Genomic DNA, 19799 nt, shown 5'->3' on the forward strand with positions numbered 1-19799 from the left:
TATATCACAGCGCGACCGCGCTCCGCTTGATGGCAGGGCTAGCAGCGGGGGCATTGCCCCGGCGTAATTTCATAGTGCTCGACAATTTCCTGCCAGGCTTGATCGGCGGTGTCGACCACTTTGATCAGGTTGACGTCTTCCGGGCTGATCAGGCCTTCGTCCCGAAGAAACTCGAGGTTAAGCGCCTGACGCCAGAACTCATGTCCGACCAGAATCACCGGCACCTCCCGTGATTTGCCGGTCTGGATAAGCGTCAGTGCTTCAAACAGCTCGTCCATGGTGCCGAAACCGCCGGGGAACACGACCACGGCGCGTGCGCGCAACATGAAGTGCATTTTGCGGATGCCGAAGTAGTGGAAGCGGAAGCAGAATTCCGGCGTGATGTAAGGGTTGGGCTGCTGTTCGTGCGGCAGCACGATATTCAGGCCGAGCGAGCGTCCGCCTGCCGCCTGTGCACCGCGATTGCTCGCTTCCATAATGCCGGGACCGCCGCCGGTGCAGATATACAGTTGGTCATTCTCGGCGCAGTTGAGCGAGTGTTGGGTGACTAATTCCGCCAGCCGTTGTGCCTGTTCGTAGTAGTGACTGTTGCGCTGCTGGCGTTTGGCAACGCGAATGCGGGCCGGGTCGCCGCTGGCCTCGGCTTCTTCCAGAGCTGTGCGGGCATCATCGGGAGATAGAAAGCGCGCGCTGCCGAAGACGGCAATCGTCGATTCCACGCCGGCTTCCTGCAAGATCATTTCGGGTTTCTGCAGCTCAAGATGAAAGCGCAATCCCCTGAGCTCATCACGCAGCAGGAAATCTTCATCGGCGAAGGCCAGACGATAGGCGGGAGGGAATTCACTCTCGTGGGGGTGTCGGTCTTCCCGTGCTGAAGGGAAGTTGGCCCGGCGTAGGGGGTGTTTCTCTGACATAGTGCTGCTTCCTGTTATTGCTGGCAGGCGTCGCGGCGTCGTTGTCGCGGAACGCTTTTGCAGTATACGTTAGCATTGCTGCGAATCGCGCTTGGCCTGCGATTTAAACTGCGTGCATCTGTGTGCATAATAATTGCTTATCCGGTGCAGAAGCGCCGCGCCGCATTTTTACCCACCACTGCATGGATTCAGCAATGATCGAGCCCCTGTTACTTGCCCTGGCATTTCTCGCTGGCCTGATCTTCCGGCGCATGGATATGCCTCCGCTATTGGGTTTTCTGCTTGCCGGTTTTATGGCTGGTGCGCTGGAACTGGGTGACAGAGATGTGATCAACCAGTTGGCGGATATCGGCGTGGTTCTGCTGCTGTTTACGATCGGCCTCAAACTTAAGATACGTGAATTGCTGGCGCCGCAGATTTGGGCGACCGCATCGCTGCATGCGCTGTTAGTGGTGCCTCTCACCACGCTAGTGCTGCTCAGCCTGCATTTTCTGCTGCCCAAATACACGGCATTGCCAACCGAAACGGCCTGGGTGCTGGCGTTTGCCCTGTCCTTTTCCAGTACGGTCTTCGCGGTCAAAATTTTTGAACAGCGCGGCGAGGGCGCGGCACTGCACGCGCAGATTGCCATCGGCATTCTTATTGTGCAGGACATCATGGCGGTGGCTTTTCTGCTGTTCTCCTCCGGTGATTGGCCCAGTCCCTGGGCACTGATGCTGGTGGCGCTGCCACTGCTGCGCCGGCCGCTGCTGAAACTGCTGGATATGGCGGGGCACGGCGAACTGCTGGTGCTCTATGGGCTTGCTATGGCACTGGCCAGTGCCTGGCTGTTTGAGGCGCTGCACCTCAAGGCGGGGTTGGGCGCACTGGTGTTTGGCGTGTTGCTGGCGAACAGTGACAAGAGCGTGGAGCTGTACAAGGGGCTGCTCACCCTGAAGGATATCTTTCTCACCGCATTTTTCCTCAGCATTGGTTATTACGGTCTGCCGGATGCCGGCATGCTGGCACTGGCGCTGCTGTTGGCGATCTTGGTGCTGCTGCGGCCGATTATCTATTTCGGGCTGCTCATGCTGTTTCGGCTGCGTGCCCGGACGGGCTTGTTGGCGGGCCTGTCGCTGAGCAACTACAGCGAGTTTGGTCTGATCGTCGCTGCGCTGGCGGTGAAAGAGGGATTGTTGCCGGAGCAATGGTTGACGATTCTGGCGGTGTCGATGGCGATGTCGCTGTTTATATCGGCGCCGCTTAACAAGCTGGCACATCAGTTTTACGGGCGTCACGGCGCACGCTTGCAGGGTTTCGAGCGTCAGCAACTGCTGGCCGCGGAGCAGGGCGTTGATCTGGGCGATGCCGAGATTGTGATTTTTGGTATGGGTCGCATTGGCGGTGGTGCCTATGAATACCTGAGCCAGCACTATCCTGGCCGCATTATGGGGATTGAAGAAAGTGCCGAGAAGGCGGCGCAGTTGCAGCGCGAAGGTATGCGCTGTGTGGCGGGGGATGCCAGTGACCGGGATTTTCTCGAGCGCGCTGAATTATCTCGCCGTCGCTTGCTGCTGGTCTGCCTGAGTAACCACAGCGAAAATGTGCGGGTGGTGAGTATGCTACAGTCGCTGGGCTATCGCGGCGACATCGCTGTTATTTCCCGTTTTGCTGACCAGCAGCGAGAGTTGCGTGACATGGGGTGTATCAGCTTCAATCTGTATGCGGAAGCCGGTCACGGCTTTGCGGAGCGTGTGCTCGACGCATTGGACGACACGCCCGAAGGCGCGAATGCGGTGGCCTGAGCGGGCGCACTCCGAGATCGATAAAAACTATTTGTTAAGAGAATCACCGCCATTATGGATAACCACAAGCCCTGGCTGCGTGCCGAAATTGCCCAGTGGCTGCGCGAAGGATTGATCAATGACGAGCAGGCTAACCGCCTGTACGAGCGCTACCCGGATACGGCGGTATCGCGCGTAGAGCGACCGCGGGCGCGCAGCATTTTTGCGTCGCTGGGCGCCATTATGCTGGGGCTGGGGGTAATTCTGCTGATTGCCTACAACTGGGAGGCCATGCACCGCTACAGCAAACTGGGCATGATTTTCGGTGGTTTTGTGCTCAGCCATCTGGCCGCCGCAGCCCTGCGCAGCCAACCGCGTTTGAGTCAGGCCCTGCACTTGTTGGGTACAATGATTTTCGGTGCCGCCGTTTGGTTGATTGCACAGATCTATCATGTCGATCGCCACTATCCTGACGCGTTTATGTTCTGGGCCTTTGCGGCGCTGCTGATGGCGTGGCTGCTGCCCTCGGTGGGGCAGGCTCTGCTGGCGGTTGTGCTGATCACCTGCTGGACGCTGGCCGAGGCGGGCGATTTCGAACGTTTGCATCTGCAGGGCAGTGTTCTGCTGCTGGTGGGCGTGCTTCCCCTGGCGCATATCCTTCGCTCTCAGGCACTGTTGAGGATGGTGTTGCTGGCACTGCCCCTGTGTTTTCTGCCCAGCGCCTGGCGTGTGGATGAAGACGCAGCGTTATTCTACGGCCTGTTGCTGGGCGCGATTTACCTCAGTGCCGAACGTCTGGCCCCACGGCTGCCGTGGACCCAGAGTGTCACCCCGCTTTACCAAAGCGGCATGGCACTTTGGTGGGCGACCCTGTTGCTGCTGAGCTTCAGTAAGCTGGCGGAGGTGGTTGCACTGCCCTCGGCGTTGGCGGCACAGCCGCTGGCGCAGGCCTTCACGGCGACCATGGTGCTGTTGCTGTTTGCCGCAGCGGGCGTGACTTTGTTCGATCAGCGATTGCGGCCCCGCAGCCTGCAGCAGTGGCTGGAATATCTGCTGCTGTGGCTGCCGCTGTTAGCGATTTTGTACAGTCGCATCAGCTCGCCAATCCCCGGCGTGTTAGAGGCCGTGGCCAATCTCGCTTTGCTGGCCTATGCGCTCTTGTTCATTTACCGGGGGAGTGAGGAAATTCGTCCCGGCAGTCTTGCGGCGGGTAGCATCTTGCTGGCCGTGCTGACCTTGCTGCGCTTCAACGATCTGTTCCACAGCTTGTTAGCCCGGGCTTCGGTCTTCTTGCTGCTGGGTGTGCTGCTTTTACTGGCCGGGCTGCGCTACAGCCGCCAGCAGGAACGTCGTAAATTGGAGAAGCCCCATGCGCGCTAAGTTGCTGACGGCGGCAATCCTGCTGCAATTGTTGTTTCTGGCGGTGTTCGCTCTGATGTGGGAGCGCCTCTACCACGACGGCCATACCGTGTATCTGCGCACCGAACCTCTGGACCCCCGCGATCCCTTTCGCGGTGATTACCTCACCTTGAATTACGATATTAATCTTGTTGCGGCCAGTGCCTATCGCGGTCCGGCGCCGTTGGACGTTCTCCAGCGCGGTGACAAAATCTATGCTGCCCTGCGGCCAGGGCAGGAAGGGGTTTACCACCTGAAAGCTTTGTATTCAGAACCGCCTGCCGGTGACATCTTTATTGAGGGGCGTGTCGATCGTCGCTTTGATGAGCAGCTGCGGCTTCGCTACGGCATTGAACAGCTCTATCGGCAGCAGGACAAAGCCAAGGCAATGGAACTGATGCAGCGTGGCGGCGAGTCGGTTCCGAGACCACTGGATATTGAGCTGGCCGTCGATGAGCAAGGGCGTGCCCTGATCAGGGGCTATCGCTGGGCTGACCTCGGTATCTCGGTGAATTGGAAAGAAGGCGACAAGCCGCTTACCGACAATGCAGTGAACGTACTTGAGGTGCGTATCCATAATTTTGCTGATAAGGCGGTCTGGCTGATCGATGATCCTCAGCATTGTGCCTTCGCCTTTACCGGTGAACAGACGGCGGCGGTGGTACAGCGTTCTCCCTGCGAAACACCGGAGCCGCAGCGTATCGATGCCGGTAGTGATTACCAGTTTTCGCTGAGGGTGCTGTCTCGCCAGTGGCAATTGAGTGAGACCGACGCAAAAGGCAATGCCCCCGCACTGCAGCGACGTAGTGCGCCCCTGCGTTTGCAGTTGCGTTACCGCAGCCCGGCTTCCAGTCTCGATGCCTGGCAAGGGGAGTTGCTGTCAGCGCCGGTCTGGTTGCCGGTCGCCCAGTAAGCTGCGCCGCAGAGCAACGCTCACCGCTTGCGGTGAACGTTGCTCAATACAGAGTTTGGAGGCGAGCGTCAGAAAGCGAAGTGGGCGGTCAGACCGAAATGGTCACCATCCACCTCGGCGCCGCTGATATCGCTGACCTCGTAAGTGATAGAGGTGTGCCGCAGCCCCAGCCATACCCGCTCAGAGAACTCGTAGTTGTACTCAACGACAAAGCCGGTGGCATCGTCGAATTCGACGGTTTCCTTGGCAACGTCATCGAAATCAAATTCCACTTCTGGAGACAGGTGGTGGCTCACGCCCAGGCCGAAGCGGTGCTGGCCATTGTTGTAAAACACCAAGGCCTCCAGCGGAAAGCGATCGAAGCTGGCGTCGCCATTCTTCGCAGTAATGCTGTCGAAATGGTAGTTGGCCGTAAGCTGGTAGGAAAAAGCGCTGCCACGAGGCTGAATCAGTACGCCGCCACCCAGCATCAGCAAGCTACCGGCTTTAATTTTCTCGCTGCTGGCATTCTTGAACTGCACTTTGGCGAGGTCATCACCGCCGTCAGTGACGGCCGCATTTACGATGCCGCGAAACACCGGTTCTGGCGACGTTGGCGATGAGACTTGTGCCTGTGCGGCTACGGGTAGAATGACGGCGCTTGCCAGTGTGATGGATCGAAAGAGTCCCTGCATAGTTATTGCTTCCTTGAAAAAACGCCAATAGAAATTAACGGGTTTGACGAGGCGCGACAAGTGGAACTTGACGGATATCGATCGACTTAGATAATGCGGCAGGCAGAAACAACAAGGCCCTACGAAGAGGGCCTGTTGAGGCGTTGCTTTGTGCGGCGCTTGCGCCCCGCTTATGCCATTTGTGCGCTGAGCAGTTGCAGGCGTTTGCGCTGCATTTTCAGGGCGTACTCCAACTCTTTGAAGCGGCTGCGCAGCGTGGCGTGTTCCCAGGCTTCAGCCAGATTGTGTTGAAGCTGTTCTTTGTGTTCGTGCAGGTTCTGTTGCAGGGCATTTTTCTGCGCGGCCAGCGTGGCGCGCTTGGCATCCATCCACTGCTGGCTAACGGTGTTCCAGTCGGCCAGCGTCTGGCGGAACTGCTGGTATTCCTGCTCCAGAAACTCTTTGAGGTGCGGGGCTTCCACCACACGTTTGCGCAGGGCCTGCTCGGTGCGTTTGAACTGCATGGTCAGCACTGCGCGTTGAATTTTGAAGTCGGGTACTTGCTTCAGATCCCAGGTCAGGCCCAACCACGAAGCACTTTTGATCAGCCACTTGGTGGGATCGTAGTGCCACCAGCGAATGCCGTTGCGGTAGTCGTTCTGAAAGATGTGATGGTAGTTGTGGTAGCCCTCACCATAGGTAAACAGGGCCAGCAGATCGTTGTCGCGGGCGGTGTTTTCGTCGGTGTAGGGACGGCGACCCCAGTAGTGGGCCAGCGAGTTAATAAAGAATGTGGTGTGGTGGCTGACCACCAGGCGCAGAACACCGGCCAGCAGCACGTGCTCCAGCATATTGCCGGTGGCAAAGCCGAGCGCCAGCGCGGGCGCAAAGTTCATGATGACTACCAGCGCCAGATAGTTGCGGTGCTGCCACATGACAATTTTGTCGCGTTGCAGGTCGCGGGCATTGGAGAAATCTTCGCTGCTGGCCGGGTAGTCGCGAAGCATCCAGCCGATGTGAGAGAACCACAGACCCCGCTTGGCGGAGTAGGGATCGTGTTCAACATCGTCGACATGACGGTGATGACGGCGATGGCCGCTGGCCCAGATCAGGATACTGTTCTGAGTCGCCGCCGCACCGAACAGTGCGAAAAACAGGCGCAGACTCCAGTGGGCTTTATAGGCGTTGTGTGCCCAGAGGCGGTGATAGCCAGCGGTGATCGACATGCCGTTGGCGCCCAGTACCAGTACAAAGGCAATCCAGCCCGCCGCGGTAAAACCGTGGGTCAGGCCGTACCAGGGCACGCCGATAGCGGCGATCAGAAAGGTGCTGCTGAACAGGATAGTCTGCAGCCACAGGAGGGGCGGCTTGCTATCGTGTTGGGCAGTCTGCGGAGTGTTCTCGGACATGGGGTCACCGTGTTGATGCTAGAGCTATCGCCGTTTAGCGTTCAATCTCAGAATTTCAGCGGCTCAGTGTAGCGAATGCCTGAAACCAATGACAGTTACAAACAGATGACATTGTGCTGTTCGCGTCACAGCAGTGTTGCCCGGTGGCGCCAGCTTGCCAATAGGGGATTTGACCGACGGCTGCCTGGTAATGGCCGTATAATGTCGATCATGATAACAAGCAGAGGGTCGTGCCTGTGAAGGTGGGAATCGTCGGTGCGGGCAGCATAGGCTGTTACGTGGGAGCGGTAATGCAGTTGGCGGGCGCAGAGGTGCACTTTCTGCTGCGCCCGCGCATGGCGGAAACGCTGTCGGTGCACGGGTTGCGAGTGAGCGATCTGCGTGGTCTGGATCGGCAGTTGGGCGCGGAGTCGCTGCACCTGCACACCGAGGCAGCGGCGATGACCGGGCTGGATTGCCTGTTTGTCACCGTAAAGTCTGCCGATACGGCAGCGGTGGCAGAGCAACTGGCCGGCGTGCTCAATGGCAGCGAAACGATTGTCAGCCTCCAAAATGGTGTGGGTAATGCTGCCCAGCTTCGTCAGTCGCTACCCAATCAGCCGGTGCTGGCGGGGATGATTGCCTTCAATGTTCTGAACTGTGGTGAGGGGCATTTTCATGCCGGTACCGACGGCGCGATTATGGTGGAGGAGTGCGCCGCGATGGATGAGCTGGCCTCGCTGTTTGCCGCTACGCAGACGCCGTTTGAGTGGCAGCCGGATATGGTGGCGGTGCAGTGGTCCAAGCTGCTGCTCAATCTGAATAATCCCATTAATGCGCTGTCGGGCTTGCCGCTGAAGGACGAGCTGTCGCAGCGGGCTTACCGTCGTTGCCTGGCCCTGCTGCAAACCGAGGCACTGCAGGCCATTCGTGCGGCGGGTCTGCCGCTGTTGAAATTGACCGCGGTGCCGCCGTCGGTGTTGCCCTGGGTCTTGCGCAGCCCGGACTGGCTTTTCCGTAAAGTGGCTCAGCCCATGTTGCGAATGGACCCCCTGGCGCGGTCGTCCATGTGGGAGGACCTGGAATTGGGTCGCCGCACCGAGGTGGACTGGCTAAATGGTGAGGTGGCTGATTTAGCCCGGCGCCACGGTTTGGTCGCGACGGCGAACGAGCGGGTGCGGGAGTTGATCAAGGCGGCTGAGCAGGGCGGACGCCGCGATTTCAGTGGCGAGGAACTATTGACCTTACTGCGCGCTTAGGCGCTGATCCGGGCGGCTGGCGATGCGTCGCTGACCGTCGGGATAGCTGACTACCAGGCGGCCACCCATCAGCCGGTAATCAAATTTCAGTGACCAGTTGCCGTTGTCGTCGGCGACATGAATTTTGCCGTTCTCGGCTTTCCAGAGGTGTTTGCTCCCCTGCTCACAGGGAGAGTAGTCCTGCGGAGGCTGGCGGCTGTCAACGCGTCGCGAATCCTCACAGAGACTGCCGTCGTCTTGAAACTGAATACTCCACTGCTGCCCCATATAGGGATTCTGCGCGTCGATGCCGGGTGTGACATCGCTGTACCAGCGACCGACCAGGGCGTCATCCACAGGGTTTACGTTTGCGTCGGCGCGCAGGGTAATACCATGTCTGGCCAGCGCATTGGCGCCGTCGAGTGTCAGGCGTACGCTGCGATCATCGATCCATTGCAGCGTAAAGATTTTCTCGTCGGCCATGGCGCTGACGCGCAGCGGCTTGTAGGTGCCGGTGATCAGGCCCTCGTCGATATTGCCGAGTAAAATCATGCGGTTGAGGGCGTCGCCCATTTGCAGCTTGGCGCTGATCATCGATGCGAAGCTGCGGCGACTGTCCAGGTTCAGTACCCAGGTCTGGTCGTTCACTTCTGCGATATAGCGATTGCGAAATTCCTTGTCGCTTGCTGCTGACAGTGTGCTGCTGAGCCCGAGTATCCATAGTACGAGCAGTCTGCCAGCCTGTATCTGTCGCATAATTGCCCCTGTTCATTATGAAATTATTGGCGGCCGGGGTGATGGCAAGTGTCACACTTTAGCGTATTTGCCACGTGCTGCCGAGTTTTTCATGGGGCGCGGAGTCATCAGCTCATCAGTCGTAAAGCCAGATAGGGACTGAGGTTGAACAGCAGGAAGAGAATTTTATAGGCGGCGAGCCACTGCACGTACAGTACCCGCAAGCGTGCTGGCGGCACGCCGAGTAAACGACTGTGCAGCGCCAGCAGCGAGTCCTGAAAGCCCATGAGCAGCCCCGCGCTGATCAGCAGCAGACCGCCGTTGATCAAACAGCAGTAGTAGAGCAGGGCTTCCAGTGCATGCAGGTTCATCATCGGGCTCCGTTCATGGTGCTTTCTTACAGAGGGATTTTACCCGTAAGCAGGTCTTTGGCCATCACCCAGTCGCCGATAAAGCTGTAGAGCGGATGTTTGAAGGTGGCGGGTTTGTTGTGCTCGAAAAAGAAGTGACCCACCCAGGCGAAACCGTAGCCCACAACCGGGAGCAGCCACAGCCATTGCCACTGGGCGGTGGCTATGCCGCCAAACAGCAGCGCCAGTACCAGCAGGCTGCCAATCAGATGCAGGCGGCGGCAGGTACGGTTCTGGTGCTCGGACAGATAGTAGGGATAGAACTCCGCAAAGCTGTTGAAGTGTGTTGGCAGTGTTTGGTCGTTCATATCTACCTCCTGACGGTTATTCATCGTAGCCGGGGTTTTTGCGATCGAGTCGGCGCAACAGCCCCGGCCAGGCGAGGTCGCCAAACAGCCCCTTTGTCACGATGCGAGCCGCTTCTTTCACACCGTCGACGATCTCCGGCTGAACCGGCACCAGTTCCCGATTACCGGCCAGTGCGCGTACCTGAATCATACAGCTCGCCTCAAAAATATACATGGCGAGAAAGGCATCGGCAGGCGTATTGCCTACGGTCAGCAGGCCGTGGTTGCGGAGCATCAGGAAGGTATTATCGGCAAGGTCGGCCACCAGTCGCGGCTTTTCGTCTTCATTCAGGGCGATGCCCTCGTAGCCGTGATAACCCAGAGCCGCCAGTACCAGCGTGGATTGCTGGGAAATGGGCAGCAGGCCTTCGCGCTGGGTCGAGACGGCGACGCCGTTGAGCGAGTGGGTGTGCATCACACAGTGAGCGTCTTCGCGGGCGGCATGAATGGCGCTGTGAATGGTGAAGCCCGCGGGATTGACGGGATAGGGGGAGTCCATCACCTTTTCCCCATTCTGGTCGATTTTTACCAGCGATGAGGCGGTGACTTCCTCGAACAACATGCCGTAGGGGTTAATCAGAAAGTGCCCCGGCTCGCCGGGTACCCGCGCCGAAATATGGGTAAAAACCAGGTCATCCCAGCCAAACAGGGCGACCAGCCGGTAGGCGGCGGCCAGGTCGACGCGGAGTTTCCATTCCTCTTCCGAGACTTGAGATCGAACATCTGCGGACATTGTGTTGCTCCTCTTTTATTATCCAGTAGAAGATAGCGTTATTTTGCGGGCTTTGCCCGAGTAGAACTGTCACTCCGTTGACAGTTTGCCGAAAGTGGCCCCTCGGCTGGAGGGCGCCGCCGGGCTGTGGAGGGTGGCTTGGTCGACAAACGCGATATATTGCGGGGGAATCCGCTGATGGTGGGGCTGCCGGCGGAGCTGGTGGAAGCGCTGCTGGCCCGCTGCAAGTTTCGCCATCTTGCAGATGGTGAATACCTCTACAAGCAGGGGGATGCCGGGGAAGCCATGTACGGCCTGCTGAGTGGCCGCGTGTCTTTGGGCAACAGCAGTCGCAGTGGGCGCGAATTGTTGGTGATGATGGCAGAGCCGGGGGACTGGATTGGTGAGGTCTCGCTGTTTGATGGCGGTCCACGCAGTCATGATGCGGTTGCCAGAGGCGCCTCGCAACTACTGAGCATCGCCAAGAGCGACCTCGATGAACTGTTGGCCAAACGCCCGGAGCTGTATCGTTATTTCCTGCCTATGTTGTGTCGAAAATTGCGGTTGGCGCTGTCGTATGTGGAAGCGGCGGCATTGCAACCGCTGGCCTCGCGGCTGGCACTTCGACTTCTGGATATCAAAACCTTCTACGGCTGTGATGAGCACGGCCAGCTGGCGGTACATCTGCCGCAGGAGGATCTGGCAAAAATGCTGGGGGTATCGCGACAGGCGGTCAGTCGTGAACTGAAGCGTCTGGAAAAGGCGGGGCTTGTGGCGCTGGCTTATGGGCGCCTGCGCATCCTCGATGAAGATGCGCTGCGCCGTGAAGCCAGTGAGGGCTGAGCCTTAGAAGCTGTATACCAGCGTAACGGCTGTCTGGCGGTCCATGTGCACAACGGCTTGCGGAACCGTCTCGTTGTACTCGATGGTGTAGCTGATTTTCAGGCCAAAGCCGCCGACAATTTTGGTTTTCAGCGCGGTAACGGATTTGCTATAGGTGTTTTCGTCGCCGCTCTCTACCGACAGTGTCTGCTCGAAACTGGCGGTTTCAGAAAGCTTGGCGTTCAGCTCGGTAGACAGGCGCACGATGAGTTCTTCAACCATGCCGTCTTTGCCGTCTTCACCCGCGCCGTCAAACTCGCTGATCCGGTAACCGGGGCCGATTTCGGCGTCCCAGGTCACGCGCTCGTTTTTCAGCAGGCGTCGACCATAACCACCGGAGAGAGTGGCCTGATAGACGTAACCACTGAAGCGGTCTTTGTTCATCGAGGCGTAGCCGAAGGTGTAGTTGTACTCGCTGACATCGTAGGACAGGCGGTCTGAGAGGAAGTATTGCTCGTCAGAGCGCACGCCTTCAACTTCACTGTTCTGTGCGTTGCCTTTGATTTGATTTGTCCACAAACCGTCCTTGCGATTTGCCTGACCTTTCGCCAGAACACTGGTTTCGTTGCTGTTGCCATCGGTCTGGTAATAGCCGAATTCAATATCGCCTTCCCACTTCGGGGGCTCACTTTGGGCGATAGCAGTGTTTGCCGCCAGCATGGACAGCAGCAGGCTGGTTTGAAGTTTCATGGTTCTTCCTTAGTTGGTCGCCGGTCACGTACGGTTGGCTGTGCATGTTAATGCGCAAAATGACCGCGTCAATAAGCGGGGGCGTCAGAGGGGCAGATTTGTTCGGGAAAGTGGAGAAAATGCGCGGCAGCGAGCTGCTGTCGCGCAGTGGACGTCTACCACCGGCGTTTTCTGAACCAATCTTCGGCAATTTTCTTGTCGTTGAGTTCGCCTGTGACGACCGCAACACCGATCATCCGCCACTCGCCGTAGATTCGCTGGTACAGCAGATCGAATTTCAGCGTTACCGGGTTCAGATCGAACTCGCCGCGCATGCGCAGCAAGCCACTCTCACGAACCTGGGGCTCAATTTCGAACTTGGGCTTCATCAGCAGCGTTTGCCGCAGGCTGATGCGGGCCTCGCGCAATTCCTCAAACATGGCGCGAAGGTCCGCTTCCGCATTGGTTTTCTGGAAATCGGGGGCGGCGATCCCGATCAGTACGGCGTAGTTCTCGCTGTCGTTGGCCTGGTCTATGGCGATCATTGTGGACCACAGCAGCGGCAGCGCCTCGCCATATTCCAGAAAGCGAATATCGGCCTGACCGCGAAGCGGTATCAGTGTGAGCAGGGTGGCAAGGAACAGCCCTGCGCCGAAGCGCAGGACTGATGGGCGGGACGGGCTTACCATGCTGCAGTAAACCCGACGCGGCCACCGACGGTGGACTCGCGCGCGCTGCCGACAGCGAACTCAAATTGCACCGACTCCGAGGCGCGAAGGGCCGCAGACAATGCCGCCGCTTCCTCGCTTTCGAAGTAGCCACCTCCCACACTCAAGGCAAAGCGCTTCCCGGTCGGGACGTAGGGTGCCTTCATGGCCATGGCCAGTGCGATACCGCGACGGTTTTCTTCAATATCGCGACGGGCACGGTCTGACTCTGTGCTCAGTGACTCAATTGCGGCGAATGTTGCGCCACCATCGGTAGCCAGATTGCCATTGGCGTCACTGGTGACGATTTGCGTCGGCCCGGATTGTGCGTTGCGGCTGGCCTGCGAGGTGATGCCCGGCATGGTGTAGGTGCTGCTGCTGGTGCCCAGCGCGACCTGATTGGCGCGGGTTGTAGTGGCACCTGCACCCAATGCAACAGAATCGTCGTGGGCGGCAACGGCGCCATCGCCAATGGCCACGGCGCGCGCGCCATCGGCCTGAGCAGCTTCACCGACGGCAGTCGATCGCAGTCCGTTCGCGGTGGCCAGGTGACCCAGGGCCGTGGAGCGCTCGGCATTTGCGGCTGACCGCCAGCCATATGCCGTGGCACCCGGACCGGTGGCTACGGACTCACCGCCGACGGTGGTGGTGGAGTTCCCGTTAGCGACAGCCTGTGTACCGATTGCCATGGCATCGACGCCTGTGGCTGAGGACTCGTTACCAATGGCGACAGATTGCTCGCCCACGGCATTCGCGGCTTCACCAACAGCCGTTGAGCGAACGCCATCAGCTTGTGCCAGATGGCCAAGGGCTGACGAGCGCTCGGCATTGGCCGCTGAACGCCAGCCATAGGCAGTTGCGCCTGGACCGGTCGCGACAGATTCTCCGCCGACCGTGGTGGTGGAATTGCCGTTGGCGATGGCTTGCGTACCCATGGCCATCGCATCGATACCCGTGGCGGAGGATTCATTACCTACTGCGACGGATTGTTCGCCGACGGCGCTGGCGGCTTCACCCACGGCGGTGGAGCGAATACCGTCAGCCTGAGCCAGGTGACCCAATGCGGTTGCGCGCTCTGAGTTGGCGCCGGACTGCCAGCCAAAAGCCGTGGCACCGGGGCCGGTGGCCACCGATTCGCCACCGACAGTGGTGGTGGAATTACCGTTGGCGACGGCTTGTGTACCCATGGCGATGGCATCCACGCCAGTGGCGGAAGATTCATTGCCCAGAGCGACAGATTGCTCGCCCACCGCATTCGCGGCTTCACCAACAGCCGTCGAGCGAACGCCATCAGCCTGAGCCAGGTGGCCCAGTGCGGTCGCACGCTCAGCATTGGCAGCCGATTGCCAGCCGTAGGCGGTGGCGCCCGGACCGGTTGCCACGGACTCGCCGCCGACAGTAGTGGTGGAATTACCGTTGGCGACGGCTTGTGTACCCATGGCAATGGCGTCGACACCCGTGGCAGAGGATTCATTGCCCAGTGCGACAGATTGTTCGCCCACGGCACTGGCGGCTTCACCAACAGCTGTTGAGCGAACACCATCGGCTTGAGCCAGATGCCCCAGTGCGGTGGCGCGCTCAGCGTTGGCACCGGATTGCCAGCCGTAGGCGGTGGCGCCCGGGCCGGTGGCGACGGACTCGCCGCCGACGGTGGTGGTGGAGTTGCCATCGGCAACTGACTGGGTGCCGATGGCGATGGCGTCAACGCCGGTGGCGGAGGACTCGTTGCCTACTGCGACGGATTGCTCGCCGACGGCGCTCGCGGCCTCACCCACGGCGGTGGAGCGAACGCCATCGGCTTGCGCCAGGTGGCCTAGTGCCGTGGCGCGTTCCGAGTTGGCACCGGAGCGCCAGCCAAACGCCGTGGCGCCGGGGCCGGTGGCTACCGACTCACCGCCAACGGCACTGGTTGAGGGGCCGGTGGCTGTGGCAATAGTACCCACGGCCAGCGCGTCGGTGCCCGCTGCTGTCGCATTGTTGCCTATCGCTGTGGCCTCGGTGCCACTGGCATTGGCGCCATCGCCGCAGGCGGTATTGGTGGCATCGCCATTATCGTTCGGGGCGATCGTGGCGGCAGTGCCGACATTGTCACATTCGAACGCGTGAGCGCTCGGCGTATACAGTGTCGTTGATCCGAATGCGCCAGCGCCGATTATTGCGGCCGCCAGCGAACGGATTCTGAATCGCGTCGTTATCATCATTGAAGCCTCCATAGGCACGATTGGGGGGTGCAGCGAGAGCGGATGCCCGCTGTGAGGTGGCTGTCGTGCAATGAAGGAGGCAGATAGGGGAGCTTGCTGCGAGCAGGAGTCGCCACTCAGATGTGTCGAGTATCCGATGCGTCGCTTGCGTGAGTCTTCTAACCCTATGGCAGTGCGCAGTATCCATGCGTCCATCTTATCGTTGTGAGCATCCAGACAGCCTTACGGTTCACTACGAGTTTATTGCGCAATTGGATTTGGTTTTTTGCAGAAATACAGCGGGAAAAAACAGGGAGGGAACAGCGAGGAGAGGGCTCTCCCCGCTGTGACCGCGCTTATTGCTCGGTTTTGTGGAAGTGAACATCCATTTGTGGATAGGGAATACCGACACCGGCTTCGTCGAAGGCCAGTTTGATTCTCTCGGTCAGGTCCCAATAGGTGGGCCAGTAATCGTCAGTTTTCACCCAGGGGCGGCAGATCAGGTCTACGGAGGATGCGCCCAGAGCCGCAACGGCAATGCGGGGTGCGGGATCTTTCAGGACGCGTTCGTCCTCGTTCACCAGTCGCTCAAGAATTTCTTTGGCCAGCTTAATGTCGGCGTCGTAAGAAATGCCAACCAGCAGGTCTACGCGGCGGCGAGGCTTCATGCTGTAGTTGGTGATGGGGCCAGACATGATCTGCGAATTGGGGATCACAATGCGTTTGAAATCGCCGCTGGTCAGAATGGTGGAGAACAGGCTGATACTCTCGACGGTGCCTGAACAGCCACCGGCATCCACCCAGTCGCCCACCCGGCAGGGGCGGAACGCGATCAGCAATACGCCAGCGGCAAAGTTTGCCAGTGAGCCTTGAAGGGCGAGACCAACCGCCAAGCCGGCAGCACCCAGCGCGGCGATGACGGATGCGGTTTGGATACCTGCATGGGCCAGGGCCGGGATCAGTGCGACGGCAAAGATGATGATAAAAACCAATTTGCCGATAAACGCGGTCAGCGTCGGATCAAAACTCTTTTTTTCCAGCGCTCCACGGGTAAAGCCGGATACCAGCTTCGCCAGCCAATAGCCCACCAGAACAATGGCGAGCGCGCCGGCGGCGCGGATACCAATGTCGACAAGTTCCGGGCCGTATTTATCGAGTAAGTCTTGAACTGCTTGCTGGTCCATTCAAACCTCTTGTGATGATTAAAGGGAATGGCCGTGATTATAGACATGTCTGCCGTCGGCGCTTCAAGCAAATTTCGTGATCTACCTCTAGTTCGCGGTGCTCAGAGAATGTGCGATGAGCGCATGGCTCTGCGCTCAAAATGGCCAGGTCGTCGACTCTGCTCCCCCGTCGACCTCCAGAATTTTTCCCGTCACCCAGCGCCCTGCGGGAGACGCGAGATACAGCGCAGCGGAGGCAATATCCTGCGGCTCGCCGAGGCAGGCCATCGGTGTGAGGTCAGACATTTTGGCCTGTGTGTCCGCGTCGAGAAATTGCTGTAAGGCGTCGGTCAGAATGGTGCCGGGCGCGATGCCGTTAACACGAATATCCGGCGCAAAATCAGCGGCCAGCAGTTTTGTTAGCTGGGTGAGCGCGGCCTTGGCTGTGCCATAACTGCTAAAGCCCTTTTGCGCGTAGCGGGCGGATGCCGAGGTAATGTTGATGATGTTGCCCTTGCGCTTCAGTAATTCCGGCTGAGCGAGTCGGCAGAGATTGAACGCTGTGGTGACGTTGAAGTCGAAATCGCGGTTGAAGGTTTTGGCATCGGTCTTCAGCGGGTCGTTGGGCCAGGCGCCCCCGGCATTGTTCACAATAATGTCGATGCCACCGTATTTTTCGACGGTGGTGTCGACCAGCGCCTGTAGCTGGGCCTCATCCGCGACATCACAGCTTACGGCGATGGCATCACTGCCCGCCTGCTGGCACAGCGCTGCTGTGGCATCGATATCGGCCTGTGTGCGTGCGGCGCAGACCACACGGGCCCCGGCTTCGGCAAATTGCAGAGCAATGCCGCGACCAATACCCCGGCCCGCGCCGGTAACAATGGCCACGCGACCGTTCAGAGAAAACAGAGATTCCGGGTTCATAAACGTCACTCCTCTTGTTTATTGCTTTTTTCGAGATGAGCTTGAAACAACTAGGGCGCAGCTTGCCCGCACCGACAAACCGCGACAATGACCAAAGCGGTCTTGCCATAGTCATTTGAGAGCAGCGGTCATTTGAGTGAAACAGTCATTTGCTAACAACCAGAAATAATACTTGATATCATCAAATGATAATCATTATCATTTGTGCAAAAGGGGAACGCGAACAACAACTGCCGGGAGTGCCAACTATGAGTATTCGATTTCTGTGTGATGCCCATCGAGAACAGCTACAGCAAAGTCAGGCGATCGCTTGTCAGCGCTGGGATGAGTGGATGGAAGCGGGGCGTGAGGCGTACAGCCGCCGCGACTGGCTGCCGGCATTGCGATTCCTAGGGTGCTGTTTTGAGCTGAGTGAACTGATGATGAAAGGCAATCATCAGCCGGATGTCCCCGAGCTCGATCGTCATATGATTTCCGGACACTATCTCGCCGAGTGCTTTGCCCGCTGTGGCGAGAGTGATTTGCAGCGTCACTGCTTGCTCGCCGTGCATTACCGGCTGTTGCAGGCCCTGAGAAATGCCCGGGGACGGCGATTGCCATTGAAACACAATGTGGATATTTCCCTGCAGATGCTGGAGCGTTACTACCGCGATGCGGGCTGTCTGGACGAATTGACCCACTGCCGTCGAGAGAGCAAGCGTTTGTTGGCACGCTGCTATCATTGAGTCGATTGCGGTCGCTGGGTCGATTGCGGTCACTGGGTCGATTGCGGTGTTTCCGAGTAGGCGAGCTGTCGTGCTCTTGCTATGCTGCGCGTAAAGCCATAGGAGTCACGAAATGGACCTTAAACACCTGCACGACCAGCTGAACCGCCTGCAGACTGAAATCGACAGCCTGCCCGTGGGCAGCGATGAACACGCCAAATTGCACGCCCTGATCGACGATATTGATCGCGAACTGGGCAGCGGTCCGGAGCTGGTGCTGGAAGATACCGGTATCCAGGACCGCCTCGACGACATGGTGTCGACGTTTGAAGTAGAACACCCGACGGTTGCCGGTATTCTCAAGGATATTATGGTGAAGCTCGCCAGTATTGGTGTGTAAGCGCTTCAGCGCCGCAGCGGGGCGAGACCCTGTTTGCGGCGCTGCCTCTGTGGTGGCCTGTGTGCCGCCCAACTCAGGGAAGACTGACGCAGCCAATAATAATAAATGGAGGCCCTATGCCCAGTATTGATCCCCGCCGTGAAGATATTCATTCGCTGTTGGCGCGCGTGCCGCCCGGGCAGCCGGTGACCATGCTGAATCTGCTGCGATTTCGCGACAGAGCGGCTTATGCTGACGGCGATCACGGGCAGAGCGGGCGAGAAGCCTATCGGGAATACAGTCGGCAGGCCGAGCGTTGCGTGAAGGCGGTGGGCGGTCAGGTGATCTGGGCGGGCAGGGCGGTGTCGCCAATTATCGCGCCGCTTGAGGAAGACTGGGATGCCTCTTTGCTGGTGCGTTACCCGGATATCGCGGCGTTCGAGGCGATGCTGAGCAATCCCGATTATCAGGCGATCACGCCGTTTCGCAGTGCGGCGCTCAGCGATGCGCGATTGATTGCCATGCTTGATGAGGCGCCGTACTAGCGTCGCCGTTATCGCAACACTATTCCGACCGCTCGTCCCTTGCCGTACACTTCTGCGCTATAGAGGCGCAGAGTAGTGAATAACGTGATTCATCCCGGCTGGACGGTGAACAGCACCAGCATCAACAGCATTGTGCAAGCCAGTGTGGCGCTGGGCGGCGACGCGGACGCCATGCTGCTGGCGGCCGGTATCGACCCCGACAGTCTGCTTGACCCCGAGTCGCGACACCCGTTTTCGGCGATGCTGGCCCTCTACAAACAGGCCTCACAACTGAGCGCCGATGTGGGCATTTACGTCGGGCGTATCGAATATATCAGCCGCATGAATATGCTGCTGTATGCCTGCAGCGTTTGCGAGACGCTGCGCGAATATCTCAATCTGATGCCGAGTATTCTCCGCTTCGCCGGGGATATTGGGGAAACCCGCATCCGCCGCGATGGTGAGTATCTGTGTTTGGACTGGTTGCCTCTCTGGAAAGGATCCCGCGCGCTGCGCTACCCGGCCGACGCCGTGCTGACCACGGCAATAGGCATACTCGGCTCGCTGTGCGTGCAGCCGATTCCTCTGTTGCGGGCGCAATTCAGTTATGCGGAACCCGCTGAAAAACGCTTGTTACACAGTGTGTTTGGCGACAATCTGCAGTTTGGCGCTGAGGAGAGCCGACTGTATTTCGATCGCGCCTGTCTCGACTATCCGCTGATCCAGCTCGACTCCGACTGGGGACGCGCTGTGCGAGCGTCCACCCGCCACCTTTTCGACAGCGCAGACAGTGACCCGGTGTTGCGTTCATTGCGTGCAACACTGATGGGCATGTTGCCTGCGGGAGGGGTGACGATCGACCGCACGGCGGCGGCCCAGAATATTTCCCGGCGTACCCTGCAACGGCGTCTGGCGGAACGCGGCACGCAGTTCGCGCAGGTGCTGCAGGGGTTGCGCGCAGAACTGGCGCTGCAATATCTGGCCGACGAGCGGCTGAGTATTACCGATATTGCCTTGCTGCTGGGTTATGCCGACCACGGCAGTTTTTCCAGTGCGTTCAAGAGCTGGTACGGACGCTCTCCTCGCGACTATCGCCACTGATCTCCCATTCTGCGCAGCGCGTCCTCGTGTCTGGCACCAAATCCCAAGCCGCTGGCACCAAATCCCAAGCGCCAGTTGCGCACTTTTATAGA

At 58.9% G+C, this 19799-nt stretch carries 21 protein-coding genes; 9 read left to right on the forward strand and 12 right to left on the reverse strand.

The genetic code is table 11. The annotated features are described in order from the left end of the window. Positions 1-38: 38 nt before the first annotated feature. Entirely contained in the window at positions 39-914 is an 876-nt protein-coding gene (locus AC5DB9_RS10025) for an LOG family protein (RefSeq protein WP_272992059.1), read from the reverse strand. A 194-nt stretch (positions 915-1108) separates the two neighbouring features. On the opposite strand from AC5DB9_RS10025, the gene AC5DB9_RS10030 reads away from it, so the two are divergent. Genes AC5DB9_RS10030 through AC5DB9_RS10040 form a run of 3 tightly spaced genes read left to right on the forward strand, consistent with a single transcriptional unit; the run spans position 1109 to position 4988 of the window. Then, positions 1109-2698 (forward strand): cation:proton antiporter family protein, encoded by a 1590-nt coding sequence (locus AC5DB9_RS10030; protein ID WP_022957931.1) that lies wholly within the window; start codon positions 1109-1111, stop codon positions 2696-2698. Positions 2699-2752: 54 nt separating this feature from the next. Continuing rightward, positions 2753-4057 (forward strand): DUF2157 domain-containing protein, encoded by a 1305-nt coding sequence (locus AC5DB9_RS10035; protein ID WP_022957930.1) that lies wholly within the window; start codon positions 2753-2755, stop codon positions 4055-4057. Then, the gene (locus AC5DB9_RS10040; protein WP_272992062.1) at positions 4047-4988 is read left to right on the forward strand and encodes a GDYXXLXY domain-containing protein; all 942 of its coding nucleotides are present in this window, start codon (positions 4047-4049) and stop codon (positions 4986-4988) included. The genes AC5DB9_RS10035 and AC5DB9_RS10040 overlap by 11 nt, the downstream gene beginning before the upstream one ends. A 68-nt stretch (positions 4989-5056) precedes the next feature. On the opposite strand, the gene AC5DB9_RS10045 is transcribed toward AC5DB9_RS10040, so the two are convergent. Then, on the reverse strand, positions 5057-5662 hold the full coding sequence (locus AC5DB9_RS10045) for a hypothetical protein (RefSeq protein WP_272992063.1): 606 nt from the start codon (positions 5660-5662) through the stop codon (positions 5057-5059). Positions 5663-5832: 170 nt separating this feature from the next. Beyond that, on the reverse strand, positions 5833-7050 hold the full coding sequence (locus tag AC5DB9_RS10050) for a fatty acid desaturase (RefSeq protein WP_272992065.1): 1218 nt from the start codon (positions 7048-7050) through the stop codon (positions 5833-5835). Between the two features lie 230 nt (positions 7051-7280). On the opposite strand from AC5DB9_RS10050, the gene AC5DB9_RS10055 reads away from it, so the two are divergent. Beyond that, positions 7281-8288 (forward strand): 2-dehydropantoate 2-reductase, encoded by a 1008-nt coding sequence (locus AC5DB9_RS10055; protein ID WP_272992067.1) that lies wholly within the window; start codon positions 7281-7283, stop codon positions 8286-8288. Here the strand turns inward: AC5DB9_RS10055 and AC5DB9_RS10060 are convergent. The 4 genes from AC5DB9_RS10060 to AC5DB9_RS10075 form a co-directional block, all read right to left on the reverse strand. After that, positions 8274-9023 carry a hypothetical protein gene (locus AC5DB9_RS10060; protein ID WP_022957923.1) on the reverse strand — a complete coding sequence of 250 codons (750 nt, stop codon included), beginning with the start codon at positions 9021-9023 and terminating at the stop codon, positions 8274-8276. The two genes, AC5DB9_RS10055 and AC5DB9_RS10060, sit on opposite strands and share 15 nt — an antisense overlap. Before the next feature lie 107 nt (positions 9024-9130). Beyond that, positions 9131-9376, reverse strand: a complete 246-nt coding sequence (locus AC5DB9_RS10065; protein ID WP_272992069.1) for a DUF6868 family protein — start codon at positions 9374-9376, stop codon at positions 9131-9133. Between the two features lie 23 nt (positions 9377-9399). Further along, positions 9400-9720 (reverse strand): Mpo1-like protein, encoded by a 321-nt coding sequence (locus AC5DB9_RS10070; RefSeq protein ID WP_272992072.1) that lies wholly within the window; start codon positions 9718-9720, stop codon positions 9400-9402. A gap of 16 nt (positions 9721-9736) precedes the next feature. Further along, positions 9737-10492, reverse strand: coding sequence for a class II aldolase/adducin family protein (locus AC5DB9_RS10075; protein ID WP_272992074.1), 756 nt, complete (start codon positions 10490-10492; stop codon positions 9737-9739). Positions 10493-10630: 138 nt separating this feature from the next. Here AC5DB9_RS10075 and AC5DB9_RS10080 point away from each other — a divergent pair, with 138 nt between their 5' ends. Beyond that, positions 10631-11314 carry a Crp/Fnr family transcriptional regulator gene (locus tag AC5DB9_RS10080; protein WP_157581116.1) on the forward strand — a complete coding sequence of 228 codons (684 nt, stop codon included), beginning with the start codon at positions 10631-10633 and terminating at the stop codon, positions 11312-11314. 3 nt (positions 11315-11317) lie between these two features. On the opposite strand, the gene AC5DB9_RS10085 is transcribed toward AC5DB9_RS10080, so the two are convergent. From AC5DB9_RS10085 to AC5DB9_RS10105, 5 genes are all read right to left on the reverse strand, one after another. Beyond that, the gene (locus AC5DB9_RS10085; RefSeq protein WP_272992077.1) at positions 11318-12043 is read right to left on the reverse strand and encodes a DUF481 domain-containing protein; all 726 of its coding nucleotides are present in this window, start codon (positions 12041-12043) and stop codon (positions 11318-11320) included. Between the two features lie 155 nt (positions 12044-12198). Further along, on the reverse strand, positions 12199-12711 hold the full coding sequence (locus tag AC5DB9_RS10090) for a hypothetical protein (protein ID WP_272992079.1): 513 nt from the start codon (positions 12709-12711) through the stop codon (positions 12199-12201). After that, positions 12705-14930 (reverse strand): YadA-like family protein, encoded by a 2226-nt coding sequence (locus AC5DB9_RS10095; protein ID WP_272992081.1) that lies wholly within the window; start codon positions 14928-14930, stop codon positions 12705-12707. Before AC5DB9_RS10095 ends, AC5DB9_RS10090 begins: the two co-directional genes overlap by 7 nt. Positions 14931-15265: 335 nt before the next feature. After that, positions 15266-16093, reverse strand: coding sequence for a mechanosensitive ion channel family protein (locus AC5DB9_RS10100; protein ID WP_272992084.1), 828 nt, complete (start codon positions 16091-16093; stop codon positions 15266-15268). A 135-nt stretch (positions 16094-16228) separates the two neighbouring features. After that, entirely contained in the window at positions 16229-16999 is a 771-nt protein-coding gene (locus AC5DB9_RS10105; protein ID WP_272992086.1) for a glucose 1-dehydrogenase, read from the reverse strand. A 248-nt stretch (positions 17000-17247) separates the two neighbouring features. Here AC5DB9_RS10105 and AC5DB9_RS10110 point away from each other — a divergent pair, with 248 nt between their 5' ends. The 4 genes from AC5DB9_RS10110 (at position 17248) to AC5DB9_RS10125 (ending at position 19707) form a co-directional block, all read left to right on the forward strand. Beyond that, a complete protein-coding gene (locus tag AC5DB9_RS10110; RefSeq protein ID WP_022957913.1) occupies positions 17248-17724 on the forward strand; it encodes a hypothetical protein in 477 nt (158 codons plus the stop codon). A gap of 112 nt (positions 17725-17836) precedes the next feature. Beyond that, positions 17837-18103 carry a DUF4404 family protein gene (locus tag AC5DB9_RS10115; RefSeq protein ID WP_022957912.1) on the forward strand — a complete coding sequence of 89 codons (267 nt, stop codon included), beginning with the start codon at positions 17837-17839 and terminating at the stop codon, positions 18101-18103. A gap of 116 nt (positions 18104-18219) precedes the next feature. Then, positions 18220-18627: a DUF1330 domain-containing protein gene (locus AC5DB9_RS10120; protein ID WP_022957911.1), complete on the forward strand. Its 408-nt coding sequence runs from the start codon at positions 18220-18222 to the stop codon at positions 18625-18627. Between the two features lie 75 nt (positions 18628-18702). Then, positions 18703-19707 carry an AraC family transcriptional regulator gene (locus tag AC5DB9_RS10125; protein WP_272992089.1) on the forward strand — a complete coding sequence of 335 codons (1005 nt, stop codon included), beginning with the start codon at positions 18703-18705 and terminating at the stop codon, positions 19705-19707. The last annotated feature ends 92 nt before the right edge of the window (positions 19708-19799 follow it).

The organism is Spongiibacter sp., assembly GCF_984394615.1.

Bases quoted from the DNA above. Each gene is read 5' to 3' on its own strand.
- AC5DB9_RS10025 (WP_272992059.1), bottom strand. From the start codon at position 914: ATGTCAGAGAAACACCCCCTACGCCGGGCCAACTTCCCTTCAGCACGG.
- AC5DB9_RS10030 (WP_022957931.1), top strand. From the start codon at position 1,109: ATGATCGAGCCCCTGTTACTTGCCCTGGCATTTCTCGCTGGCCTGATC.
- AC5DB9_RS10035 (WP_022957930.1), top strand. From the start codon at position 2,753: ATGGATAACCACAAGCCCTGGCTGCGTGCCGAAATTGCCCAGTGGCTG.
- AC5DB9_RS10040 (WP_272992062.1), top strand. From the start codon at position 4,047: ATGCGCGCTAAGTTGCTGACGGCGGCAATCCTGCTGCAATTGTTGTTT.
- AC5DB9_RS10045 (WP_272992063.1), bottom strand. From the start codon at position 5,662: ATGCAGGGACTCTTTCGATCCATCACACTGGCAAGCGCCGTCATTCTA.
- AC5DB9_RS10050 (WP_272992065.1), bottom strand. From the start codon at position 7,050: ATGTCCGAGAACACTCCGCAGACTGCCCAACACGATAGCAAGCCGCCC.
- AC5DB9_RS10060 (WP_022957923.1), bottom strand. From the start codon at position 9,023: ATGCGACAGATACAGGCTGGCAGACTGCTCGTACTATGGATACTCGGG.
- AC5DB9_RS10065 (WP_272992069.1), bottom strand. From the start codon at position 9,376: ATGATGAACCTGCATGCACTGGAAGCCCTGCTCTACTACTGCTGTTTG.
- AC5DB9_RS10070 (WP_272992072.1), bottom strand. From the start codon at position 9,720: ATGAACGACCAAACACTGCCAACACACTTCAACAGCTTTGCGGAGTTC.
- AC5DB9_RS10075 (WP_272992074.1), bottom strand. From the start codon at position 10,492: ATGTCCGCAGATGTTCGATCTCAAGTCTCGGAAGAGGAATGGAAACTC.
- AC5DB9_RS10085 (WP_272992077.1), bottom strand. From the start codon at position 12,043: ATGAAACTTCAAACCAGCCTGCTGCTGTCCATGCTGGCGGCAAACACT.
- AC5DB9_RS10090 (WP_272992079.1), bottom strand. From the start codon at position 12,711: ATGGTAAGCCCGTCCCGCCCATCAGTCCTGCGCTTCGGCGCAGGGCTG.
- AC5DB9_RS10095 (WP_272992081.1), bottom strand. From the start codon at position 14,930: ATGATGATAACGACGCGATTCAGAATCCGTTCGCTGGCGGCCGCAATA.
- AC5DB9_RS10100 (WP_272992084.1), bottom strand. From the start codon at position 16,093: ATGGACCAGCAAGCAGTTCAAGACTTACTCGATAAATACGGCCCGGAA.
- AC5DB9_RS10105 (WP_272992086.1), bottom strand. From the start codon at position 16,999: ATGAACCCGGAATCTCTGTTTTCTCTGAACGGTCGCGTGGCCATTGTT.
- AC5DB9_RS10110 (WP_022957913.1), top strand. From the start codon at position 17,248: ATGAGTATTCGATTTCTGTGTGATGCCCATCGAGAACAGCTACAGCAA.
- AC5DB9_RS10115 (WP_022957912.1), top strand. From the start codon at position 17,837: ATGGACCTTAAACACCTGCACGACCAGCTGAACCGCCTGCAGACTGAA.
- AC5DB9_RS10120 (WP_022957911.1), top strand. From the start codon at position 18,220: ATGCCCAGTATTGATCCCCGCCGTGAAGATATTCATTCGCTGTTGGCG.